Source organism: Actinomadura sp. NPDC000600 (assembly GCF_040492135.1).
In the GTDB taxonomy this organism is placed as follows: Bacteria; Actinomycetota; Actinomycetes; order Streptosporangiales; family Streptosporangiaceae; genus Spirillospora.
Window position 1 is genome coordinate 177,700 of record NZ_JBEUPD010000002.1, and the last position, 19,542, is coordinate 197,241.

The following is a 19,542-nucleotide window of genomic DNA, read 5'->3' on the forward strand; positions in this document are numbered from 1 at the left end:
ACGTGAGACGGCCATCGCGTGATCCTTCGAATCGACCAAGATCAGAAGGAGAGGAACGCGATGGCCGTGGACAACAGTGTGGCCCCTGCGGGGTGGCCGGCCGAGCAGATCGGGGCGTGTGAGCCCGATGTGTTGCAGTCGATGGTCAAGACGATGGCCGAGGCGCTCATGAGCGCGGAGGCCGACTCGGTGTGCGGCGCCGACTACGGGACCCGCTCGGACGAGCGGGTCAACCGCCGCAACGGCTACCGGTCCAGGGACTGGGACACCCGCGCCAGCACCGTGGAACTGGCGATCCCAAGCTGCGGTCCGGCTCATACTTCCCCGAATGGCTGCTGGAGCGACGCCGTCCGGGCCGAGCAGGCCCTCGTATCGGTGGTGGCCACCTCCTATCTGCTGGGCGTCAGCACGCGGCGGCTGGACAAGCTGGTCGAGCAGATGGGCATCAAGGGCATCTCCAAAAGCCAGGTCAGCGAGACGTCCAAGGTGCTGGACGCCCAGGTGCGGGGTTCCGCAACCGGCCCTTGGAGGGCGGTCTGTATGCGTTCGTGTGGGTCGATGCCCTGACCCAGAAGGTTCGTGAGGGCGGCCGGATCGTCAACGTTCACGTGCTGGTGGCCACCGGCGTCAACGCCGACGGGCACCGCGAGATCCTCGGCGTCGAGGTCACCTCGGCCGAAGACGGCGCCGGGTGGCTGACCTTTCTGCGCGGGCTGGTCGCCCACGGTCTGACCTGCGTCCAACTGGTGATCTCCGACGCCACGCCGGCCTGGTCGAGGCGATCGGATCCACGCTGCCCGGGGCGTGCTGGCAACGGTGCCGGACCCATTACCTGCGCAACCTGCTGACCAGGGTGCCCACCGCAGCCGTGGGTGGCCACGCTGGTGCTCACCGTCTTCGACCAGCCCGCCGCCGAAGAGGTCCACGCCCAGCACGCCCGCGTCGTCCCTGGAGGCCAAACACCCCGACGCCGCCGCGCACCTGAACGCCGCCCGCGCCGACCTGCTGGCCTTCACCGGCTTCCCACGCCAACTCTGGCGGCAGATCTGGTCCAACAACCCGCAAGAACGGCTCAACAAGGAGATCTGTCGGCGCACCGACGTGGTCGGGATCTTCCCCGACCGGGCCGCGATCGTCCGCCTCGTCGGCGCCGTGCTGATGGAGCAGACCGATGAGTGGACCGAGGCTCGCCGCTACATGGGCCTGGAGTTCCTGGCCAAAGCCCGCCTGCGCGTCATCGAGGGCACCACACCCGACCTCGAGATCGAGCAGCGAGAGCTCACCGCTTAACCTGCAGAGACAGGATCACGCGAAGATCAACTCTGACACCACTCCAGTGGACGTGACCCAGCCGTCCCGGCCGAACAGATGCCGAAGACACCGAACACCCGTACGTCCTGCGGTCCTACATCACCTGTGCCGACTGCGAACGCCGGATGTTCGGCAAGAACGATCGGGGCGGCTGTACTACGTCTGCAGCCCGAAACGTTCTCACCTGCCTGAAGGGCATCCCGCGGTCGTGCGGATCCGTGAAGAGCCTCTCATCGCGGGGCTGAACGACTTCTTCAATCGGGAGATCTTCGGTGCCCATCGCCGAGGGCGTCTTGAGACGCTGCTCGTCCGGCTGGATGATCGACACCTGCGTGAACACGAAGGGCATGTCGCAGCCCTGGTAACCGAGATCGCGGATCTCGGTCGTCGCCGGGCGCGGGTGCTGGATCCGATTGAACAACTAGATGACCCCAGCGAGGCGTTCGTCCAGAACATCAACGAACGCGCCGCTCAGATCGCCGCCGACCTGGAAGCCGCACAAGCCAAGCTACGAGGAGTCCGGAGTGCGGCGCCCCCGCGCCCCTACCCTGAACTGCTGGATCTGCTCCCGGCCGGAGCGATCGATCCGGGGCGGGTTCCAGGGCCGGTGCTGCGGCGGCTGCTGGATGTGCTCCGGTTGCGGATGCGCTACGACCGGAAGATCGGCCGCATGGACTGCGAGGTCACGATCACGTCCGAGATCGTCGGCACCCAGCACGACGCGGCGGCTGCGGCGATCGGGGCCGCCGAAACGGGATCGCGCGCCGGTCTACGGCGTACCCCCTACGGGGTCCGCCGTAGACCGGCTCCAGGCCCCACCCCACCCAACGCCCGCCTAACAATCCCATCCCGCTTCCCAATCCCGTGACAGGCGGTCTGTGGCGTACCCCCAACCGACTCCGTCGTTGGCTTGGGCGTCCCCCGGCTCCACCAGGGCCGGGGGACTTTGTGAGTTGGGAGAGTTGAGCTGCGCCGGGTTGTGTGCGTTCTCATAAACGTATAGATACATATGTTCATTTGAAATGGGGGTGGGCGTGCGGTCGCTGCAACCGGGGGACCCTGTGTGGGTCGGGCCGTATCGAATCCTCGCCCGGCTCGGCGCGGGCGGAATGGGGATCGTCTTTCTCGCCCGATCGCCGGGCGCCCGGCTGGCTGCACTGAAGCTCATCCGGCGGGAGTTCGCCGACGACGCGGCCTTCCGGGAGCGATTTCGTCGCGAGGTCGCTGCCGCGAGCAAGGTGAGTGGGCTTTACACGGCCCCGGTGCTGGACTCCGACGCCGACGCGCCACAGCCCTGGTTCGCCGCCGGCTACGTCCCTGCGCCCACGCTGAGCGAGGCCCTCGTGAGCGTCGGAACGTTGCCCGAGTCCGCCGTCCGGGCTCTGGGCGCGGGACTGGCGGAAGCGCTGCGAGCGATCCACGGGGTGGGCCTGGTGCACCGCGATCTGAAGCCCGGCAACATCCTGCTGGCCGAGGACGGCCCCAAGATCATCGACTTTGGGATCGCCAAGGTCACCGACGACACGCGGCTCACCCGCACCGGCGCCGTGATCGGCACGCTGGCCTACATGGCTCCCGAGCAGATTGCCGGAAGCAGGGACGCCGGGCCCGCGGCGGACGTGTTCTCGCTGGCGGGTGTGCTGGTCTACGCGGCCTCGGGGGCCAAGCCGTTCGGCGAGCGGGACCCGGCCAGAGTGCTCTATGAAGTCATGTACGAAGAGCCGTGCCTCGACGGCGTGCCCGCGTCACTGCGTGAACTGCTGGCCGCCTGCCTGGCCAAGGAGTCGACCGAACGTCCCGCCCTGGAGTCCGTGCTCGCCGCACTGACCCCCGCCGATCCCCAGGCACTGAACTCACCCGCGCTGCGTCAGGAGGTGGCGGCCAGGGAGGCCGAGGCGACCAGGGTGGCGTCGGAGCCGGCCACGCCCCCACCGCCGCTGCGGGTCGATGACACGGAGGCGGGCAGGGTCGGGCGACGCCGGATCCTGGGACTGGCCGGTGCGGTCGCCGTCGCCGGCATCGGCGCGGGGACGACGGGCTGGGTGATGACCCGCGGGAGATCCGAGCCCGCCAGGCCCGCTCCCGGCGCCACCGCCCTCGCCGCGGCGCCCCCGCCCGCGTGGACGTTCACCCCGCCTCAGCCTGTCACCGGGACGTCGATGTTGCTGGTGGCGGACGGTGTCGTGCTGTGGGGCGGCGAACAGGAGATGTACGGGGTGGACGCCGGCTCCGGGCGGCAATTGTGGGCGAAGGACAAAGCCAACGCCGCGTATGCGGGCAACCCCGCCCGCGGATCGACGTTCATCGTCCTCGGCGGCGTGGTCGGCGACTTCGAGGACCAGACGATCACGTTGGTCGATGCTCCGACCGGCAGGACCACGAACCTTCCCACGCCGCGCGACGTCAACCCCTCGTCCGTCCTCGGTGTGGTCGGCGACACGGTCATCGTGCGTTCGAGCAGGGACGTCTGGGCGCTGGATCTGATCAGCGGCGAGATTCGGTGGCACTTCTCCGGCCAAGGGTCGACCTCCGGAGCGGTCGACCAGTCCAGCCTCTACCTCAGTTCCGGGCCTTCCCTCGCCGCCCTCGACCCCGTCACGGGCCGCAAGCGCTGGGTCCGCACCTGGTCCGGGAACGGCGGCGACCGGGACAGGGCAAGCCTGGACATCTCGGTTGCCAACGGTCGGGTGTTCGGCAACTTCGGCGACACCCTCCAGGCGGTCGACACCGCCGCCGGGAGGCCCGTGTGGTCGCGAGACACCGACAAGCGATTCGACACCGTTATTCCCGCAGGCGCCAACGTGATCTTCAAGGAAGAGGTTCTCCAGGCCTACGACCAGGCGACCGGCGCCGCCCGGTGGACGCTGGCCGGTCCAGAACCGTTCGCCGACGACCGGGGACACATCGCGGCGACCGGCGGCCTCGTCGCGGCCGCCTTCAACGACCCGGCAGGCCCGTCCCAGGGCATTCTCGTCGCAGGGACCGATGGCCGGGCACTGTGGGCGCACCGGGGGCCGGCGGACACGCAGCGCGGTTGGGAAGTCGCGGCGTCCGGCTCGTCGGTCTTCGCGACCGACCACAAGCGGCTCTACCGCTTCCAGGCGGGGCGATGACGGCGGCGGCGCTGGAGCCCGGCGACCCCGAACGCATCGGGCGGTACCGTCTGCTGCGGCGCCTGGGCGAGGGCGGAATGGGCGTGGTCTACCTGGGCGCGTCCCCGGCGGGACGGGCGGTGGCCATCAAGGTCCTGCGGCCCGAGCTCGCCGGAGACCCCGATTTCCGCGCCAGATTCCGGGGCGAGGTCGAGGCCGCCAAGAAGGTCAGCGGCGCGTTCACCAGCCCGGTCGTCGAGGCCGAACCCGACGGCACCGTCCCGTGGCTGGCGATCGCGTACGTCAACGGCCTCAGCTTGAAGGAGACGATCGAACGGTACGGACCCATGCCCGAGCCGCGGCTGCGCACCCTCGGCGCCGGACTGGGCGAGGCGCTGATCGCGATCCACGAGGCGGGCCTGCTGCACCGCGACCTCAAACCGGCCAACATCCTTCTCGCCAAGGACGGCCCCAAGGTCATCGACTTCGGCATCAGCAAGGCCGCCGACACCGCCACGCTCACCGCGGAGGGCCAGTTCATCGGCTCCCCCGGCTACATGTCTCCCGAGCAGATCCACGGAACGCGGCTCACACCGGCGGCCGACGTGTTCGCCTACGGCGCCGTGCTGGCATTCGCCGCCACCGGCCGCCCGCCGTTCGGCAGGGACGCGGTCCCCACGATCATCCATCGGACCATGCACGAAGAACCCGACCTGCGCGGCGTCCCGGCTTCCCTGGCGCAGCTGGTGAGCGCCTGCCTCAGCCGGGATCCCGACCGGCGTCCGCCCGCGGAGTTGCTGCCGACGCTGCTGGCCGCCCAGCCGGTCACGCCCGGCTGGCTCCCCGGCGACATGGGCGACGAGTTACGGCAGCGGGAGGACACCCTCGTCCTGGATCTGCGAACGGTCGCCGGCGCCCGCACCCGGCGACGGCTGCTGGTCGGCGGGGCCGCCATTGCCGGACTCGCCGCCATCGGCGGCGGAACCGCCGCCGCACTGGGCGCGACCCAGGACGCAAAGGGACACCGGCCCGCCCCGCCGAAGTTGCTGTGGCGAACCTCGATCCAAGACGAGGACGACATCAATCTCGTGGTCCGCTCTCGATCGATCATCTCGGTCGCCCGCAAGGTCTTCGAGGACGATTTCCGCGGCTACTCGCTGGCCACCGGACGGCAGATCTGGTCCCGAACCGGCGAGATGGCCGCCGGGCCGACGCTCATCTATACGACGGCCAACTCCGAAGGCGCGGTCGTCGCCATGGACGAGTCCCAGACGGTCAAGTGGACCTACAACGCACCGGAGAAATATCGGTACCCAGAACTCATGATTTCGGCCGACGAACTGCTGGCCCTCAGCGGGGATCAAACGATCATCGGCCTGGATCCCGCCACCGGCCGCCGGCTCTGGATACGCCAGTGGCCGCAGGCTTCGTACACCGTTCTCTACGGCATCCAGGGCCGTACCCTCCTTGGTGAGGCGGCCAAGGAGGAAGGCGAGAGCCGACACATCGCGCTCGACATCACGACGGGTGCGGTCCGTTGGTCCAGTCCGCGCGAGACGATGCTCATGGTGCCGGTTAACGGTGACCTGGTCTTCAGCAGTCCTTCTCACACCACTCTCAACGCGCTGTCGGTCGACACCGGCCAGAAGGTCTGGAGCGCAGACCTCCCCAACGCCGCAAGGGACCCTGATGGCAAGAACGCGCTCGTGCTCAACGTGACCGTGGCCAATGGACTGGTCTACATGAACGGGCCGACCATCTACGCCCTGGACGCGTCCACCGGCCGGCAGCGGTGGACCTACACGCCGACCTCACCCGGCGGCCGGGCAGTCGACTTCCTGGTCGACGGGAGATACGCCTACGTCCTGGACAGCCCACAACTTGTCGCCCTCGATGCCCGCACCGGCAGGCGTCTCTGGTCCGCCGACACCCCCGCGCCCGGCCCCGCCCCACTGGCCGTCGCCGGCGGGCTGATCTGCCTCGGCGTGGCAGGCACCACGGGCTCGGGACTCTACGCCTGGGACGCCAAGACAGGGCAAATTGTCTGGAATTACCCCATAACAACCCCTGTCTCCAACAGGCAATGGGAACTCAGCACCAACGGCCCCACCCTCGCCGCCGCACACGGCAACGCACTGCTCGCCTTCCATCTCGGCTGAGCTCAAGGTCTTGGTGTGGCGTTTCTTCCTTCCGAGCGCCTCCCGGACGGGTGGAGGCCCTGATCTGAACGCGCGGTTCGGTCCGCCAGGCCGAGGTCGACAACGGAAAGCGTCCGAGGACCACGACCAGCGACGTGCAGCGGATCGCCGAGCTGGAGCGGGAGAACCATGAGGGCGTTGAGGCCGTCCGGTGCACGGCGGGACAGCTGATGCGCGAGTCGCGCGTCGTCCGGGTGTCGGCGTCCCCGTCAAGACCGGACGCGCCCAGGCTGGCCGGGCAAGAGCCCAAACGCACCCTATTTGGGACGCACTCCCTACGGGATCCGCCGCAGACCGGCTCCACCCCCCACCCCACCCAACGCCCGCCTAACCATCCCATCCAGCTTCCCAATCCCGTGACCGTTGGGTCCGCGCTCGCGAGCTCCGTGTAGGCGCTTCGCGGCCAGCCATCGGTCGATCCTCTCTTCACAGACCACGGCGGTTCCGGCTCTCCCGCCTGAGAGCCGGGCCGCAAGCCTGTTCAGAGATACGCCGGACGAGCCGGCGGTTGGCCGCCCACGCCCACTCATTCCCTGGCGACCGCCCCAAGCTCCCGCCGCCGTTCTGCCGCACGCTACGACGCGCCCGTCTTCGACCAGGTCGCCAAGGCCGAGAGCAACCACCTGAGCGCGGTCCGCACGCTGCTCGACCGGTACGATCAGCGATCCCACCGAGGGCAGGAGTGCCGGGCAGTTCCCATCGGCGGACGTCAAGGCCGAGTACGACCGGCTGATCGCCACCTCGCAGCGGCACCTGGCCGCATTCCAGGAGTGGGGGAGCTGAACCCGCCGCCCCCGCGCGCCGCCGCCCGTCCTCCCGATTGGACGGGCGGCGAGCCACGGCCGGCCTCCGGGTACCCGACGGCGACCCCGCGAGGCGCGGAGCTTCAGAGCCAGAGGATGACGTTGAGGGTGGGGACGTGGATCAGGAGGAAGGCGTTCTTCGCCTTCGCCGCCGCTTCAGGCCGGCGTGCAGAGACGGCGGTCGTGGCGACCAGGTAGCGGTCCCGGGTTCCGACCTGGCCGATGAGGGCGCCGCCCGGCGGGTCGACGCGGCCGCCGGGAACGAAGCGCAGGTCGGTGTGCCGCAAAAGGCGCTGAGCACCGGCGGCGGAAGCCCGGTCGTGGAACTTGAGGACGTGGCTGCTGACCAGGACGCCGTCCGTGGTCCTGAACGCGATCTCGATCCGTCCCTCGCACCCCGTTCGGCGCAGGACGGCCCGGGCCTGCTCACTGGTCGCTCCCGCCAGGCAGCCCTCCTCATCGTCCAGGACCTCGGCGGCCGTTCGCTCGTAGGTCTCGGAACGTCCCCCGAAGCGGTTCTCGAACCTGGTGGCGTCGTCGTAGAAGGTTTCGACCTCGAACGCCGGGCCGCTGACGGCGGATGGCCCGGTCATGAGCACGGCGGCGAACGGTGCGGACAGAACGGCCGCCCCCAGAACGCCCAGGGAGGAGCCGAGCGCGATGCGCCGCTTGCGCTCGCGTGCCTCCCAGCGGTGCACATGGTCAGGGAGCCCGGCCGGGCTGGGAGATCCGAGCGCCGCCAGTCCGCCGGTCTCCTTGGGCGCCGGGGGCGCCTGGGCCCGGACGACCACCGTCCCGGCGCGCCGGTCGTGCAGGCACTGCCTCAGCCGGTCGTCCTTCCTGTACACCCAGGGGTCGCTGATCAGCGGTACGGGCGAGGCACTCCTCGGGAGGACGTACCGCCGGAAGGACCGCCGCCATCCCGGGGCCCGCGTCCCGTCCTCCTCGCGCACCACCCGGATCCCGGCGACCCGCTGGCCCAGGGTGCAGCCCCACCGCACGATCCCCCCGACGCGCAGCAGCGGCGGACCGGCCATGCCGGTGATCACGAGTGGGGCGGCCGCCCAGGCCGTCGCCGCGGAGGAGGAGCCGTCGGACAGCAGGACGACCGCGTAGACGGGCGACACGGCTGCCAGGACCATGAGAAAGGCGACCAGCAGGTCGATCGCCCGGGCCGCGACCCGCTGCCGCGTGCTCGCCAACACCCGCACGACACGGCCGTCTTCGCCCGGATCCCGATCTGGGGAAGTCCCCGCCGGGACATACAGGGGAGCCGTCATGAGCGTAAATGCAAGCATGCCCCAGGCCTCAGACAGACCCACTGTGGCCTCGCGCCACGTCACCGCCGGCCCATCGCGGCGATCCAACACGCTGGTCGCGGGCATGGCAGACCGACACTGGCCACTCTGCCTGACGCGACGCCAGGGTGAACGAGTCTCCGGTAGGTCTGGATGTCGAGGACCCTGCCTGCTGGAGAGGATCGCCGTGGACCTTGTCGAGTATCAGGGCATGAGCGACGACGAGCTCTACACCTTGCTCGGAGCGGAACTGCTGGGCGAAGGGGTGGGGCTGTCCCCCGAAGACGAGGAGGAACAGCGTCGCTTCGGCAAGCAGTGGTTCACCGACAAGCACCGCGATCTCCAGCGCAAGATCTGCCATCACGAACGGATTCAGCCGTTCCTGGGGACCAGCGGTTCCGACCGCGTCATCGACGCGGCCGCCATCGCCGAACTCCTCACCGACGATTTCGGCCCCACATCGGTGATCGTCGCCGTCCTGATCGCGCGGATCGGCCTGGGCGCCTTCTGCCAGAACGCCCCCGCGCCGCGATGAGCACGGACGAGGCCGCGCCGGAGCCGGAGTCACCGGGCGAGGCGGCCGCACGCCTCTCCGGCATCAACCGTGAGGACCAGCTGGAGAAACTGCTCGAAGAACTCACCGACATGGGCGACCATGCGGGGCGCGCCGAACTCGAACGCCTCATGGCCGAGTGGAAGCTCAGCCAGGGGGAAGGCGGCCACGCCAATCCGGTCGATGCGCTGACCCACGGACTCAAACAGCAGGTCACCGAGGCCATGGCCGAGCTGACCAACCGGCCTGAACGCCTGGACCTGCTCTCCTTCGTCGCCATCAACAGCGAAGCGGTGTCGGCTCGCATGCGTCCGCTGGAGAGCGGATGGGGACTGGTCCAGTTCTCCGACGCGACCACGACGTTGTGCCTTCTCTACAGCGGATGCGCTGCGGAAGGCTTCGTGCCTGCTGGTTCCGCCCTGCCGTTCAGCCGGTTGAGGCACGCCTGGCGAGCCCAGCGCACCAGGAGCCTCGGCATCGACCGGGGGCTGCTGACCGGGCTGCTCCGCTACTACTACGTGAACCAGCGTGTCTTCGCGCTGGCCGCGAAACTGGGGTATCGAGTGCCCCGCCGAGCCCAGCAGGTCAGTTGGCTGCTGGCGCAGCAAGCGATGGTGTTCGTGCTGTGCCATGAGGCCGCCCACCACGTACTGGAGCATCCTCCCGCTGCGAGTGCGTTCTCTCCGGCCGAGGACCTGTCGGCATGCACGGACAGCCAGCAGCGGGAACTCGACGCCGATCTGTTGGGATACCGGGCAGCGGTAAGAGTCGGCGAACACGCCGTCGCAGGGACTCGCGCGGCCGGTGGGCTCGGAATGTTCCCCGAGGCCGGGGCCGCTCTCGGAGCCCTGATAGGGATGCTGGCGATCTACGGCGACGAGCGGGCGGTGTTCATCCGCAGCGGTCGCACCCACCCCTCGGCTCCGGCCCGGGCTGCCCGGCTGATGGGAGAACTCAGGCCCGAGATACGCGACTTCGCGGAGATCTTCCTGAACGACCTGGTGGAGGCCACCCACCGAGCGACGGACTTCTCCCAGCACGGGCACCGCTTCACCACGGTATGGCTAGCCCAGACTCCAGGAGTCCATTCGCCGCTGCCGCCCATGAAGCTGCGGCTTGTCGAGGCTCTCGACCCCAGAGCCGCGCGCGTGAGAACGTCGCGGCGGACATGTCGGAAATAGAGCAGGAGGCCGATCGGCCGGCGCTCGACGCCGTCCGCGCGGCGGTGGCGGGGGACGCACGCACAGCGCTGCTCGCGTGGGGCGTGCCGGCCAAGCGCGTCGAGGCCTTCTGCGATCCGCACCGGGCTCTGAAATTCTCCGAGCTCGTGGAGAAGCTGCGGACTGCCTTCGGCTCCCGCGACCTCCCCAAGGGAGGCGCGCTGGCCGCATCGGTGCTCGCCGCGCAACTACTATCGGACCCGCTCAGCCGCCTCACCCACCCATAACGCGAGCCCGGCCGGTGTTCGTGCTGAGGCCCTGTATGACCTGTGGGCTGTGCGAGCACCAGACGCAGGTGGCGACGGCCAAAGCCAAGATCAAGGATCTGGCTCGGCGGCAAGCGCGCGTGCTCGACCCGTTGGAGAATCTGGAAGAGCCGACTCCGGCGCTCGTTCAGCGTGTCAACGAGCGCGCCGCCGAGATCGCGGCCGACCTCAACGCGGAGCAGGCCAGGCTCGCGATGCCGCGAACGTGGTGATCGGTTCCGGTCGAGCCGGTTCCGAAAGTACCCCCTACCGGATTCGAACCGGCGCTACCGCCTTGAAAGGGCGGCGTCCTAGGCCGCTAGACGAAGGGGGCCCGTGGTGGCGGAGATGGTCGCCACTCGACTCGCCAAGTCTAGAGGACGTGGCGGGGCGGCGTGCAAACGGTTACCCCGGAGAGGGGGTGCGGGTGGGCGTGCGGGACGGGGAGGTCGTCGGGGACGGGGTGCGGGACGGCCAGTCGGACGGGAACTCCGAGGGGAACGGGGACGTCGGGGACGCCGGCGGGGACGTGGCCGGGGGCTGGGGCTTGACGGCGCGGTCCGGGGCGGGTTCGAGGTGGCGCTCGATCTGCGCCGAGGTGAGGCCGAGGCCGCCGAGCCGGAGGTCGTCCCAGCCCTGGAGGCGGTGGCTGGCGCGGGAGAAGTAGAGGACGGACAGCTCGATGGGGGTGGGCTGCTCGTGTTCGAGGCCGCGCAGGCCCGCGCCGCCGGTGGAGCCCTGGACGAAGAGGCGGGAGCCGCTGGGGAGGAGCTTCGTCGAGCGGGCGTGGGTGTGGCCCGCGAGGATCATGGGGGCGACGCCGGAGAAGCCCTCGCCCTCGGTGGGGTCGTGGGTGACGACGAGGTCGGGGAGGTCGCCCCCGCCGCGCAGCCGCTCGGCATGGCGCAGGCCCTCGGCGCGGAGCTGGTCGGCGCCGACGTAGTCGTCGCGGGTGCTCTTGTCGGGGGTGAAGCGGGGGTCGCCGAGGCCGTAGACGCGCAGGCCGGCGACCTCGCGGGTCGTGTCGTCCAGGACGATCGCGTTCTTCTGCCGGGCGACGGCCTTCTGGGTCTGCTTGGAGTCGTGGTTGCCGCGGACGTAGACGTAGGGGACCTTCAGGTCGGAGATCTCGTCCGCGAACTTGTCCTCGGGCTTGCTGCCGTGGTCCATCAGGTCGCCGCTGTCGATGACGACGTCGACCTTGAACTGGGTGCTGACGGACTTGATCACGTTCCAGGCGGCGGGGTTGAGGTGGATGTCGGAGACGTGCAGCACGCGGATGGTCGACGGGTCGGGTTCGTAGGTGGGGAGGGTCGAGGTGGTGGCGTACAGCTCGGAGATGTTGCCGACGAGGCGGGCGAGCTGGGCGCGGTAGGCGGAGAAGCGCTCGACGATGCTGCGGGCGTCGCCGACGACCTGGGGGGCGTTGGCGAGCAGGCCGGTGTAGCGGGGCTCGGCGATGGACTGGGGGTTGAACGTCCCCCAGGTGACGAGGGTGAGGGCGACGAGGCCCGCGGCGGCGGAGCCCAGTCCGAGCAGGGCGCGCCGCCAGGAGCGGAAGAGCAGCAGGGACGCGACGAAGCTCGTGGCCAGGCCGATGAGGACGGCGCGCAGGAGGAGTTCGGCGATGCCGTGCCGGAGCTGGCCCGCGATGTGGTCGGTGAGGCGGTCCAGCGCGGTCTCGTCCTCGATCAGCTTCTTGGCCTGGTCGGGGCGCAGGTCGGTGAGGCGGGCCTCCAGGGAGACGGGCCCGCCGTGGGTGTCGAGCTGGAGGGAGCCGAGCGGGGGGAGCTTCAGGGTCGTCCCGCCGTGCAGGGACGGGTGCAGGCTGAGCTGGACGTCCGCGGGGCCGACGGGGGTGACGTAGCGGCCGCCGGCGAGGAGGCCCAGGTAGCCGGCGGCGAGCCCGACGATGAAGACGAGGAAGAACCGCGTCCAACGGCTGGTGAGTACGGGTCGGGCGCGGCGGGTGACGGGCGAGCAGGCGTCGCGGGCGCGCGCGGCGTAGGCGCGCACGGTTGCGGAAGCCTGGGTCAACGCGGCGCGGACCTTGGGCACGTGTTCCCCTTCTGTCGAGCAGAATGACCGGTGTGATGGAGTTGTCGCGCGATGCGTTCGAGGACCTCGTCGGGGAGGCTCTCGACAGCATCCCGCCCGAGCTGACCGCCCACATGCGCAATGTCGTCATCGTCGTCGAGGACGACGCGCCGGAGCGCGGCCTGCTCGGCCTATACCAAGGCGTACCACTCACCGAGCGGGGCGACTGGTACGGGGCCGTCCTGCCCGATCACATTTCGATCTACCGCAACGAGATCCTCCGTATATGTGACACCGAGGATGACGTGGTGGAAGAAGTCCGAATAACAGTCGTACACGAGATCGCCCACCACTTCGGCATCGACGACGAGCGGCTGCACGAACTCGGATATTGATCCGAGAAATGTGTACTGTAGGTCACGCGACTGCCACGCAGCGTGAGTTAATAGGGGAGGGCGCCCGGCACCGGGCGGACTGAACTGGAGCGTGCGTGGCGGGAAGGCAGACCGGCCGGCATCGTCGTCCGCCGGATGAGCAGGCGACCTACCGTGAGGTTTTCGCGGTGGGCGAGTTCCGTGCTCTCTGGCTCGCGCAGGCCCTGTCGTTCGTCGGCGACCAGCTCGCGCAGGTCGCGCTCGCCGTGCTCGTGTACGACCACACGAAGTCGACGCTGCTCACGGCGCTGATGTACGCGCTGACCTATATCCCGCCGATCGTGGGCGGGCCGGTGCTGTCCGGGCTCGCCGACCTCTTCCCGCGCCGGACGGTCATGGTCGTCTGCGACGTCCTGCGGGCCGGGCTGGTCGCGGTGATGGCGCTCGTGCCGATGCCGGTCGCGGGGCTGTCGGGGCTGGTGTTCCTGACGGTGCTGCTGGGGACGCCGTTCTCCGCCGCTCGCGCCGCCGTCATGCCCGACGTACTGGAAGGCGACCGTTATGTGGCGGGGTCGGCGATCGCGAACGTCACCCAGCAGATCACGCAGGTGCTGGGCTTCCTGGTGGGCGGCGCGGCCGTCGCCGTCGTCGGGACGTACGAGGCGCTCGGGCTGGACGCGCTGACGTTCGGCGCCTCCGCCGTCATCCTGGTCGGCTGGCTGCGCCGGCGGCCCGCGCCGCGGCGCGGGGAGCGCCAGGTGCTCGGGCTGTGGCGCGGCACGCGGGACGGCGTGCGGCTCGTGTTCGGCGACCCGGTGCTGCGGTCGCTGGTGCTGTTCGCGTGGCTCTGCGCGTTCTACGTGATCCCCGAGGGCCTGGCCGTCCCGTACGCCGCGACGTTCGGGGGCGGCGCGGTGACGGCCGGGCTGCTGCTGGCGGCGATGCCGGCGGGGATGGTGGTGGGCTCGCTGCTGTTCAGCCGGTTCGTCCGGCCGGCGAGCCGGCTGCACGTCATGGGCTGGATGTCGATGCTCGCGTGCCTGCCGCTGATCGGCGCGGGCGCGCATCCGCCGCTGTGGTGCGTCGTCGCGCTGTGGGCGCTGTCGGGCGTCGGCGGCGCCTACCAGCTCGCGGCCAACGCCGCGTTCGTGGGGGCGGTCCCGGCGTCCGGGCGGGGGCAGGCGTTCGGCCTCGCCCAGTCCGGCATCCTCGCCGGGCAGGGCGTCGGCATCCTCATCGGGGGCGCCGCGGCCCAGGTGCTCGGGCCGGAGACCGTGGTCGCGCTCGCCGGCGTCCTCGGCCTTTCGGCCGCCGCGATACTGACCCTGGGCTGGAACCAGGTCCGCGGCGGCGTCATCGCCGGGGCGCGCGAGCGCGTCGAGGCCGTCGTCGTCACCCCGCCGTCCGGGGGCGGCGACGAGCTGTCCGGTATCCAGGCGTCCTAGACGGCGTCCTAGACGCTGGTCCGGTTCTTGTTGACCGTGGCCTTCGTCTTCTGCACGGCGTCCTGGACGGTCGGGGAGTCGCTCGCCTTCTTGAACAGGTCCTCGGCGACCGACTTCTCCGCGCCCTCCTCGGGGATGAGCAGCCACGCGATCGCGTAGAGCGCGACGCCCGCGCCACCGAAGATCGTGAAGATGGCCAGGCCGAGCCGGAGGATGTTGGGGTCGACGCCGAGGTACCGCCCGGCGCCGGAGCACACGCCGGCGATCATCCGTCCCTCGCGGGTGCGGCGGAGCTGCTTGCTGGTGGTCTTCTCCATGTCCATGCCTCGATCATGCCCAGCCACGGGTAACCCTGACATCCGGATTCGCCCTGATTTACCCCTGAATGCCCCCCTGCCCGGTCAGGGTCGCGCCCCCGACGTACCCTCGTGGCGGACGGCCCCGGACGGAGGAGACCCCGCATGGACGTGCTGCGCGTAGACGACCGGCTCACCGACGAGGAGCGGATGGTCCGCGACACCGTGCGCGCCTTCGTGGCCGAGAAGGTGGCTCCGCACCTGGCCACCTGGTTCGAGGACGGGACGTTCCCCGCCCGCGAACTGGCGCCCGAGCTGGGCAAGCTGGGCCTGCTCGGCATGCATCTGGAGGGCTACGGCTGCGCCGGGACGAGCGCCGTCGCCTACGGGGTCGCGTGCCGGGAGTTGGAGGCGGCCGACTCGGGGCTGCGCAGCTTCGTCTCCGTCCAGGGGTCGCTGGCGATGGCGGCGATCCACAAGTACGGGTCGGAGGACCAGAAGACCGAGTGGCTGCCGAGGATGGCCGCCGGTGAGGCGATCGGCTGCTTCGGGCTGACCGAGCCCGACCGCGGCTCCGACCCCGGCGACATGCGCACCCGCGCCGTCCGGGACGGCGCCGACTGGGTGCTGGACGGCGCCAAGATGTGGATCACCAACGGGTCGATCGCCGACGTCGCCGTGGTCTGGGCGCGCACCGACGACGGGATCCGCGGCTTCCTCGTCCCGAAGGGCACCCCGGGGTTCGCCGCGAGCGACATCCACCGGAAGCTGTCGCTGCGGGCGTCGGTCACCTCCGAGCTGGTGCTGGACGGCGTGCGGCTGCCGGAGTCGGCGATGCTGCCCAACGTGAAGGGCCTGAAAGGCCCGCTCGGCTGCCTCTCGGAGGCCCGCTACGGCATCCTGTGGGGCGCCGTCGGGGCCGGGCGGTCCTGCTACGAGGCGGCCGTCGACTACGCCAAGACGCGCGAGCAGTTCGGCAAGCCGATCGGGTCGTTCCAGCTCACCCAGGAGAAGCTCGCCTGGATGGAGGTCGCCCTCGGCCAGGCGGGCCTCGTCGCCCTGCACATCGGGCGGCTCAAGGACGAGGGGACCGTGACCCCGCAGCAGGTCTCGTTCGGCAAGCTCGCGAACGTCCGCGCCGCGCTGGACGTCGCCCGCGAGGCCCGGACCGTCCTCGGCGCCAACGGGATCACGCTCGAATACCCGGTGATCCGGCACATGAACAACCTGGAGAGCGTCCTGACCTACGAGGGCACCCAGGAGGTTCACCTGCTGACCCTGGGGAAGGCCGTCACCGGGCTGGACGCCTTCCGTTAAGCATTCCTTGAACCCTCCACGTAGGGTTATTCACTGGACGTCCTGCATCCGACCTGGGCAGACTCGCCCGGTCGAGCGATCTACACGAGGGAGCGGCATGAGAGTCGGCATCGTCGGGGCCACCGGACAGGTCGGGGCCAAGATGCTCGAGATCCTGGCCGAGCGGGGATTCCCGGTGGACGAGCTGCGGCTGTTCGCCTCGGCCCGTTCGGCGGGCCGCAGGCTCCCGTGGAACGGCACCGAGATCACCGTCGAGGACGCGGCCGCCGCCGACTACACCGGCCTCGACATCGTGCTGTTCTCCGCGGGCAAGACCACGTCAAGGGAACTGGCGCCCAAGGTCGCCGCCGCCGGCGCCGTCGTGATCGACAACTCCTCCGGCTGGCGGATGGACCCGGACGTCCCGCTGGTCGTCGCCGAGGTCAACCCGCACGCCGCGGCGCAGCGCCCCAAGGGCATCATCGCCAACCCGAACTGCACCACGATGGCCGCGATGCCGGTGCTGCGCCCCTTGCACGAGGAGGCCGGCCTTACCGCCCTCGTCGTCTCCACCTACCAGGCCGTCTCCGGCAGCGGCCTCGCCGGCGTCGCCGAACTGCACGACCAGGCGGCCAAGACCGTCCAGACCGCCGACCGGCTCACCCACTCCGGGACGGCCGTGGAGTTCCCCGAGCCGTCGGTCTACGTGCGCCCGATCGCGTTCAACGTCCTCCCCATGGCGGGCTCGATCGTCGACGACGGCCTCGCCGAGACCGACGAGGAGCAGAAGCTCCGCAACGAGAGCCGCAAGATCCTGGAGATCCCGGACCTGAAGGTGTCGGGCACCTGCGTCCGCGTCCCCGTCTTCACCGGCCACTCCCTGCAGGTCAACGCCCGCTTCGAGCGCCCGATCAGCCCCGAGCGCGCGAGCGGGCTGCTCGCGGGCGCGCCCGGCGTCGTCCTGTCGGACGTCCCGACGCCGCTCCAGGCCGCCGGCCAGGACCCCACCTACGTGGGCCGCATCCGCCGCGACGAGACCGTGGAGAACGGCCTCGCCCTCTTCTGCTCGGGCGACAACCTGCGCAAGGGCGCGGCCCTCAACACCGTCCAGATCGCCGAACTGGTCGCCGCGGGGAGCTAGCGGCGCCCCCGCACCTCCAAGGACTCGAGAAGGGCGGCGGTGCTCCGCGCGATCTCCTCCACGGCCCGGTCGAACGCCTCGGCGTTGTGCGACGCGGGCGCCCGGAACCCGGAGATCTTGCGCACATACTGGAGCGCCGCCGCCCGCACGTCCTCATCGGTGACAACGTCGGCATACGGCGGTCGAAGCGTCTTAATACTGCGGCACATGCTCCTAGCATTGCATTTCTCTCCTCCTTCGGGCCTTGAAGGCCCTCCATCGTCGAGAAACGCGGGCGATCGCTGGCATCGCTCCGTCTCGCCTGGCGGCTCGCTGCGCGATCAGGTTCTCGCAAGCTCGAACCTGCCTTCGGACGCGATCGCAACCGTTGGAGTCGTCGCGTGGTTGCGGCGGGGCTGAGGTCACCTGAAGAGGGTGGTGCGGCTTCGCTGAGGCGACCCAAAAACGCCCCCTCTGGCCATGGGCCAGAGGGGGCGTTTGGGCGGGGGGCGGGGTCCCCGTCTTTTGTGCACGGGGCGGGCCGAGATCGTCCCGTGCGGTGTACTGGTGAACGGCCCTGGGGGTGGGGGAGGGGCCGTCCACGAGTGCATCGCGGCGGGCGGTGGGGTGTCAACGAATCCATCCGCCACTGGATTTTCAATTGTGTGAACGGGGCCGTGCAAAACTCTGAAAACGGCCCTCGGCCTGCGGTTACTTGGTGATCTTGAGGTTGTCCAGGCCGGCCTCGACGAGGCTGCCCGTGCCGGCGTCGGCGGCTTCGGCGACGATGCGGACGGTCTGGCCGGCGTAGGCGGAGACGTCCGCGGTCTGCGTCTGCCAGGACCCGGCGCGGTTGGTCGCCGCGCCCGCCTGGCTGAGGACGGTCGTGGAGCCGTTCGGCCCGACGATCCGCACCCGCAGGTAGTCGTCGCTTGAGCTGTTGTTCAGGTGGGCGAGGTACCAGGAGAACGACAGCGTCTTCGAGCCGGCCGGCAGCGCGATCGCGGGCGACTGGACGGTGGTGGTGCCGCCGTCCAGGTCGTAGGTTCCGGCGTCGGTTCCGGCGGCCGCGCCCGTCACGAGGGCGCCGCTGCCGCTCGCGGCGGCGAGCTGCAGGTCGGTGCCGGAGTAGCTGGTCGGCTGCGGGGTGCCGCGCTCCCAGCGGCCCGTGGTGGCGGTGTCGTTGCCGTTCGGGTTGGTCGTCCAGCCGGTGCCCGATTCGAGGTCGTCGGAGAAGACGGTGTCGCCGGGCGGCTCCTGGGTGCCGCCGTCGCCGCCGAGCGTCCAGACGGCGTACGCGATGGCGTCGGCGTTGCGGTCGAGCGCGGTGTCGTCGATGTTGGACGCGGTGTCGCAGGAGGAGTGGTAGCAGCGGTCGAACGCCACGCCCGCCTGGCCGCCCCACAGCTGCGCCTGCTGGGTGGTCTTGCGCCCCTCGGCGCCGGTGAACAGCCCGCCCGCGGCGATCCCGTACCGGATGAACGGCCCGTAGTCGGAGCGGCCGTCGAACGCGGTGTCCTGGACGGGCACGTTGATCGACTGGAAGTGGGCGCGCAGCGTCTGCTCGATCTCGGCGGATCCGGCCGGGCCGCCGCTGCCGCTGGAGCCGTCGCCGTCGTAGGCGAAGTAGCCGGGGTTGGGGGAGCCGACCATGTCGAAGTTCAGGTAGCGCTTGATCTTCGACCGCTCGGTGGAGGGCAGGTTGTTGACGTAGTAGGTCGAGCCGACGAGGCCGAGCTCCTCCGCGCCCCACCAGCCGAACCGCAGGTGCCGCTTGGGCGCGTACTTCTCGCGGGCGACGGCGAGCGCGACCTCCAGGTTCGCGGCGGAGCCCGAGCCGTTGTCGTTGATGCCGGGCCCGGCCGTGACGCTGTCGAGGTGCGCGCCGGTCATCAGCACGTCGTTCGTGTCGCCGCCGGGCCAGTCGGCGATCAGGTTGTAGCCGGTGGCGCCGTTCGAGGTGAACGACTGGACGCTGGTCTGGTAGCCGGCGGCGTCCAGCTTGCCCTTCACGTAGTCGAGCGAGGCGCGGTAGCCGGAGCGGCCGTGGGCGCGGTTGCCGCCGTTGGCGTTGGCGATGCTCTGCAACTGGGACAGGTGCGCCTTGACGTTGGAGAGCGGGATGTCGGGCGCGGCCAGGGCGGTGGGCGCGGCCGCGGCGCCGGACGGGGCGAGCAGGGCCGACGCCGCCAGGGCCGCCGCGCCCAGGGTCGCGAAGATACGCGATCTCATGAGTTCCTCCAGGTAGGGCGCG

18 protein-coding genes, 1 tRNA gene and 1 pseudogene are annotated in these 19,542 nt (G+C 70.3%); 14 read left to right on the forward strand and 6 right to left on the reverse strand.

Features of this window, described 5'->3' with window-relative positions; all coding sequences use genetic code 11:
* The first annotated feature begins 60 nt into the window (after positions 1-60).
* The 6 genes and pseudogenes from ABWI07_RS03615 to ABWI07_RS03640 all read left to right on the forward strand — a co-directional run bounded on the left by ABWI07_RS03615 (position 61) and on the right by ABWI07_RS03640 (position 6,562).
* On the forward strand, positions 61-567 hold the full coding sequence (locus tag ABWI07_RS03615) for a transposase (protein WP_268843279.1): 507 nt from the start codon (positions 61-63) through the stop codon (positions 565-567).
* Positions 549-805 (forward strand): annotated as a pseudogene (locus ABWI07_RS03620) (transposase); the annotation flags it as partial. The gene ABWI07_RS03615 and the pseudogene ABWI07_RS03620, both read left to right, overlap by 19 nt.
* Positions 805-1,290, forward strand: coding sequence for a transposase (locus tag ABWI07_RS03625; RefSeq protein ID WP_502912782.1), 486 nt, complete (start codon positions 805-807; stop codon positions 1,288-1,290). The pseudogene ABWI07_RS03620 and the gene ABWI07_RS03625, both read left to right, overlap by 1 nt.
* Positions 1,291-1,519: 229 nt before the next feature.
* Entirely contained in the window at positions 1,520-2,179 is a 660-nt protein-coding gene (locus tag ABWI07_RS03630; protein WP_353817606.1) for a hypothetical protein, read from the forward strand.
* A gap of 154 nt (positions 2,180-2,333) precedes the next feature.
* The gene (locus ABWI07_RS03635) at positions 2,334-4,424 is read left to right on the forward strand and encodes a serine/threonine-protein kinase (RefSeq protein ID WP_353817607.1); all 2,091 of its coding nucleotides are present in this window, start codon (positions 2,334-2,336) and stop codon (positions 4,422-4,424) included.
* A complete protein-coding gene (locus ABWI07_RS03640; RefSeq protein ID WP_353817608.1) occupies positions 4,421-6,562 on the forward strand; it encodes a serine/threonine-protein kinase in 2,142 nt (713 codons plus the stop codon). Before ABWI07_RS03635 ends, ABWI07_RS03640 begins: the two co-directional genes overlap by 4 nt.
* Before the next feature lie 925 nt (positions 6,563-7,487).
* On the opposite strand, the gene ABWI07_RS03645 is transcribed toward ABWI07_RS03640, so the two are convergent.
* Positions 7,488-8,606 carry an RDD family protein gene (locus ABWI07_RS03645; RefSeq protein WP_353817609.1) on the reverse strand — a complete coding sequence of 373 codons (1,119 nt, stop codon included), beginning with the start codon at positions 8,604-8,606 and terminating at the stop codon, positions 7,488-7,490.
* 283 nt (positions 8,607-8,889) lie between these two features.
* Here ABWI07_RS03645 and ABWI07_RS03650 point away from each other — a divergent pair, with 283 nt between their 5' ends.
* The 4 genes from ABWI07_RS03650 to ABWI07_RS03665 are packed head-to-tail and all read left to right on the forward strand — an operon-like array spanning position 8,890 to position 10,953.
* Positions 8,890-9,237 (forward strand): hypothetical protein, encoded by a 348-nt coding sequence (locus ABWI07_RS03650; RefSeq protein WP_353817610.1) that lies wholly within the window; start codon positions 8,890-8,892, stop codon positions 9,235-9,237.
* Complete coding sequence (locus tag ABWI07_RS03655) at positions 9,234-10,436, forward strand: M48 family metalloprotease (RefSeq protein WP_353817611.1); 1,203 nt, start codon at positions 9,234-9,236, stop codon at positions 10,434-10,436. The genes ABWI07_RS03650 and ABWI07_RS03655 overlap by 4 nt, the downstream gene beginning before the upstream one ends.
* Positions 10,424-10,702, forward strand: coding sequence for a hypothetical protein (locus ABWI07_RS03660; protein WP_353817612.1), 279 nt, complete (start codon positions 10,424-10,426; stop codon positions 10,700-10,702). The genes ABWI07_RS03655 and ABWI07_RS03660 overlap by 13 nt, the downstream gene beginning before the upstream one ends.
* Positions 10,703-10,737: 35 nt before the next feature.
* Positions 10,738-10,953: a hypothetical protein gene (locus ABWI07_RS03665; protein WP_353817613.1), complete on the forward strand. Its 216-nt coding sequence runs from the start codon at positions 10,738-10,740 to the stop codon at positions 10,951-10,953.
* A gap of 28 nt (positions 10,954-10,981) precedes the next feature.
* Here the strand turns inward: ABWI07_RS03665 and ABWI07_RS03670 are convergent.
* Together ABWI07_RS03670 and ABWI07_RS03675 are read right to left on the reverse strand one after the other, a co-directional pair.
* Positions 10,982-11,054 (reverse strand) — tRNA-Glu (locus ABWI07_RS03670).
* Between the two features lie 71 nt (positions 11,055-11,125).
* Positions 11,126-12,778, reverse strand: a complete 1,653-nt coding sequence (locus tag ABWI07_RS03675) for a metallophosphoesterase family protein (RefSeq protein ID WP_353817614.1) — start codon at positions 12,776-12,778, stop codon at positions 11,126-11,128.
* Between the two features lie 23 nt (positions 12,779-12,801).
* Here ABWI07_RS03675 and ABWI07_RS03680 point away from each other — a divergent pair, with 23 nt between their 5' ends.
* Both ABWI07_RS03680 and ABWI07_RS03685 read left to right on the forward strand, forming a co-directional pair.
* Positions 12,802-13,152: a metallopeptidase family protein gene (locus tag ABWI07_RS03680; protein ID WP_375708348.1), complete on the forward strand. Its 351-nt coding sequence runs from the start codon at positions 12,802-12,804 to the stop codon at positions 13,150-13,152.
* 167 nt (positions 13,153-13,319) lie between these two features.
* Entirely contained in the window at positions 13,320-14,576 is a 1,257-nt protein-coding gene (locus ABWI07_RS03685; RefSeq protein ID WP_235037109.1) for an MFS transporter, read from the forward strand.
* A gap of 8 nt (positions 14,577-14,584) precedes the next feature.
* Here ABWI07_RS03685 and ABWI07_RS03690 read toward each other — a convergent pair whose 3' ends face one another.
* Positions 14,585-14,899: a PspC domain-containing protein gene (locus ABWI07_RS03690; RefSeq protein WP_149261908.1), complete on the reverse strand. Its 315-nt coding sequence runs from the start codon at positions 14,897-14,899 to the stop codon at positions 14,585-14,587.
* Positions 14,900-15,037: 138 nt separating this feature from the next.
* Between ABWI07_RS03690 and ABWI07_RS03695 the strand changes: the two genes are divergently transcribed.
* Together ABWI07_RS03695 and ABWI07_RS03700 are read left to right on the forward strand one after the other, a co-directional pair.
* Positions 15,038-16,189: an acyl-CoA dehydrogenase family protein gene (locus tag ABWI07_RS03695; RefSeq protein WP_149261907.1), complete on the forward strand. Its 1,152-nt coding sequence runs from the start codon at positions 15,038-15,040 to the stop codon at positions 16,187-16,189.
* A 97-nt stretch (positions 16,190-16,286) separates the two neighbouring features.
* Positions 16,287-17,309 carry an aspartate-semialdehyde dehydrogenase gene (locus tag ABWI07_RS03700; protein ID WP_149261906.1) on the forward strand — a complete coding sequence of 341 codons (1,023 nt, stop codon included), beginning with the start codon at positions 16,287-16,289 and terminating at the stop codon, positions 17,307-17,309.
* Here ABWI07_RS03700 and ABWI07_RS03705 read toward each other — a convergent pair.
* Positions 17,306-17,518, reverse strand: a complete 213-nt coding sequence (locus tag ABWI07_RS03705) for a DUF2277 domain-containing protein (protein WP_149261905.1) — start codon at positions 17,516-17,518, stop codon at positions 17,306-17,308. The genes ABWI07_RS03700 and ABWI07_RS03705 overlap by 4 nt on opposite strands.
* A gap of 481 nt (positions 17,519-17,999) precedes the next feature.
* Positions 18,000-19,520, reverse strand: coding sequence for a M28 family peptidase (locus ABWI07_RS03710; RefSeq protein ID WP_353817615.1), 1,521 nt, complete (start codon positions 19,518-19,520; stop codon positions 18,000-18,002).
* Positions 19,521-19,542: the final 22 nt, after the last annotated feature.

Coding starts and splice junctions, on each gene's coding strand:
- ABWI07_RS03615 (WP_268843279.1), top strand. CDS start 61: ATGGCCGTGGACAACAGTGTGGCCCCTGCGGGGTGGCCGGCCGAGCAG.
- ABWI07_RS03635 (WP_353817607.1), top strand. CDS start 2,334: ATGGGGGTGGGCGTGCGGTCGCTGCAACCGGGGGACCCTGTGTGGGTC.
- ABWI07_RS03640 (WP_353817608.1), top strand. CDS start 4,421: ATGACGGCGGCGGCGCTGGAGCCCGGCGACCCCGAACGCATCGGGCGG.
- ABWI07_RS03655 (WP_353817611.1), top strand. CDS start 9,234: ATGAGCACGGACGAGGCCGCGCCGGAGCCGGAGTCACCGGGCGAGGCG.
- ABWI07_RS03660 (WP_353817612.1), top strand. CDS start 10,424: ATGTCGGAAATAGAGCAGGAGGCCGATCGGCCGGCGCTCGACGCCGTC.
- ABWI07_RS03665 (WP_353817613.1), top strand. CDS start 10,738: ATGACCTGTGGGCTGTGCGAGCACCAGACGCAGGTGGCGACGGCCAAA.
- ABWI07_RS03680 (WP_375708348.1), top strand. CDS start 12,802: ATGACCGGTGTGATGGAGTTGTCGCGCGATGCGTTCGAGGACCTCGTC.
- ABWI07_RS03690 (WP_149261908.1), bottom strand. CDS start 14,899: ATGGACATGGAGAAGACCACCAGCAAGCAGCTCCGCCGCACCCGCGAG.
- ABWI07_RS03695 (WP_149261907.1), top strand. CDS start 15,038: ATGGACGTGCTGCGCGTAGACGACCGGCTCACCGACGAGGAGCGGATG.
- ABWI07_RS03700 (WP_149261906.1), top strand. CDS start 16,287: ATGAGAGTCGGCATCGTCGGGGCCACCGGACAGGTCGGGGCCAAGATG.
- ABWI07_RS03705 (WP_149261905.1), bottom strand. CDS start 17,518: ATGTGCCGCAGTATTAAGACGCTTCGACCGCCGTATGCCGACGTTGTC.
- ABWI07_RS03710 (WP_353817615.1), bottom strand. CDS start 19,520: ATGAGATCGCGTATCTTCGCGACCCTGGGCGCGGCGGCCCTGGCGGCG.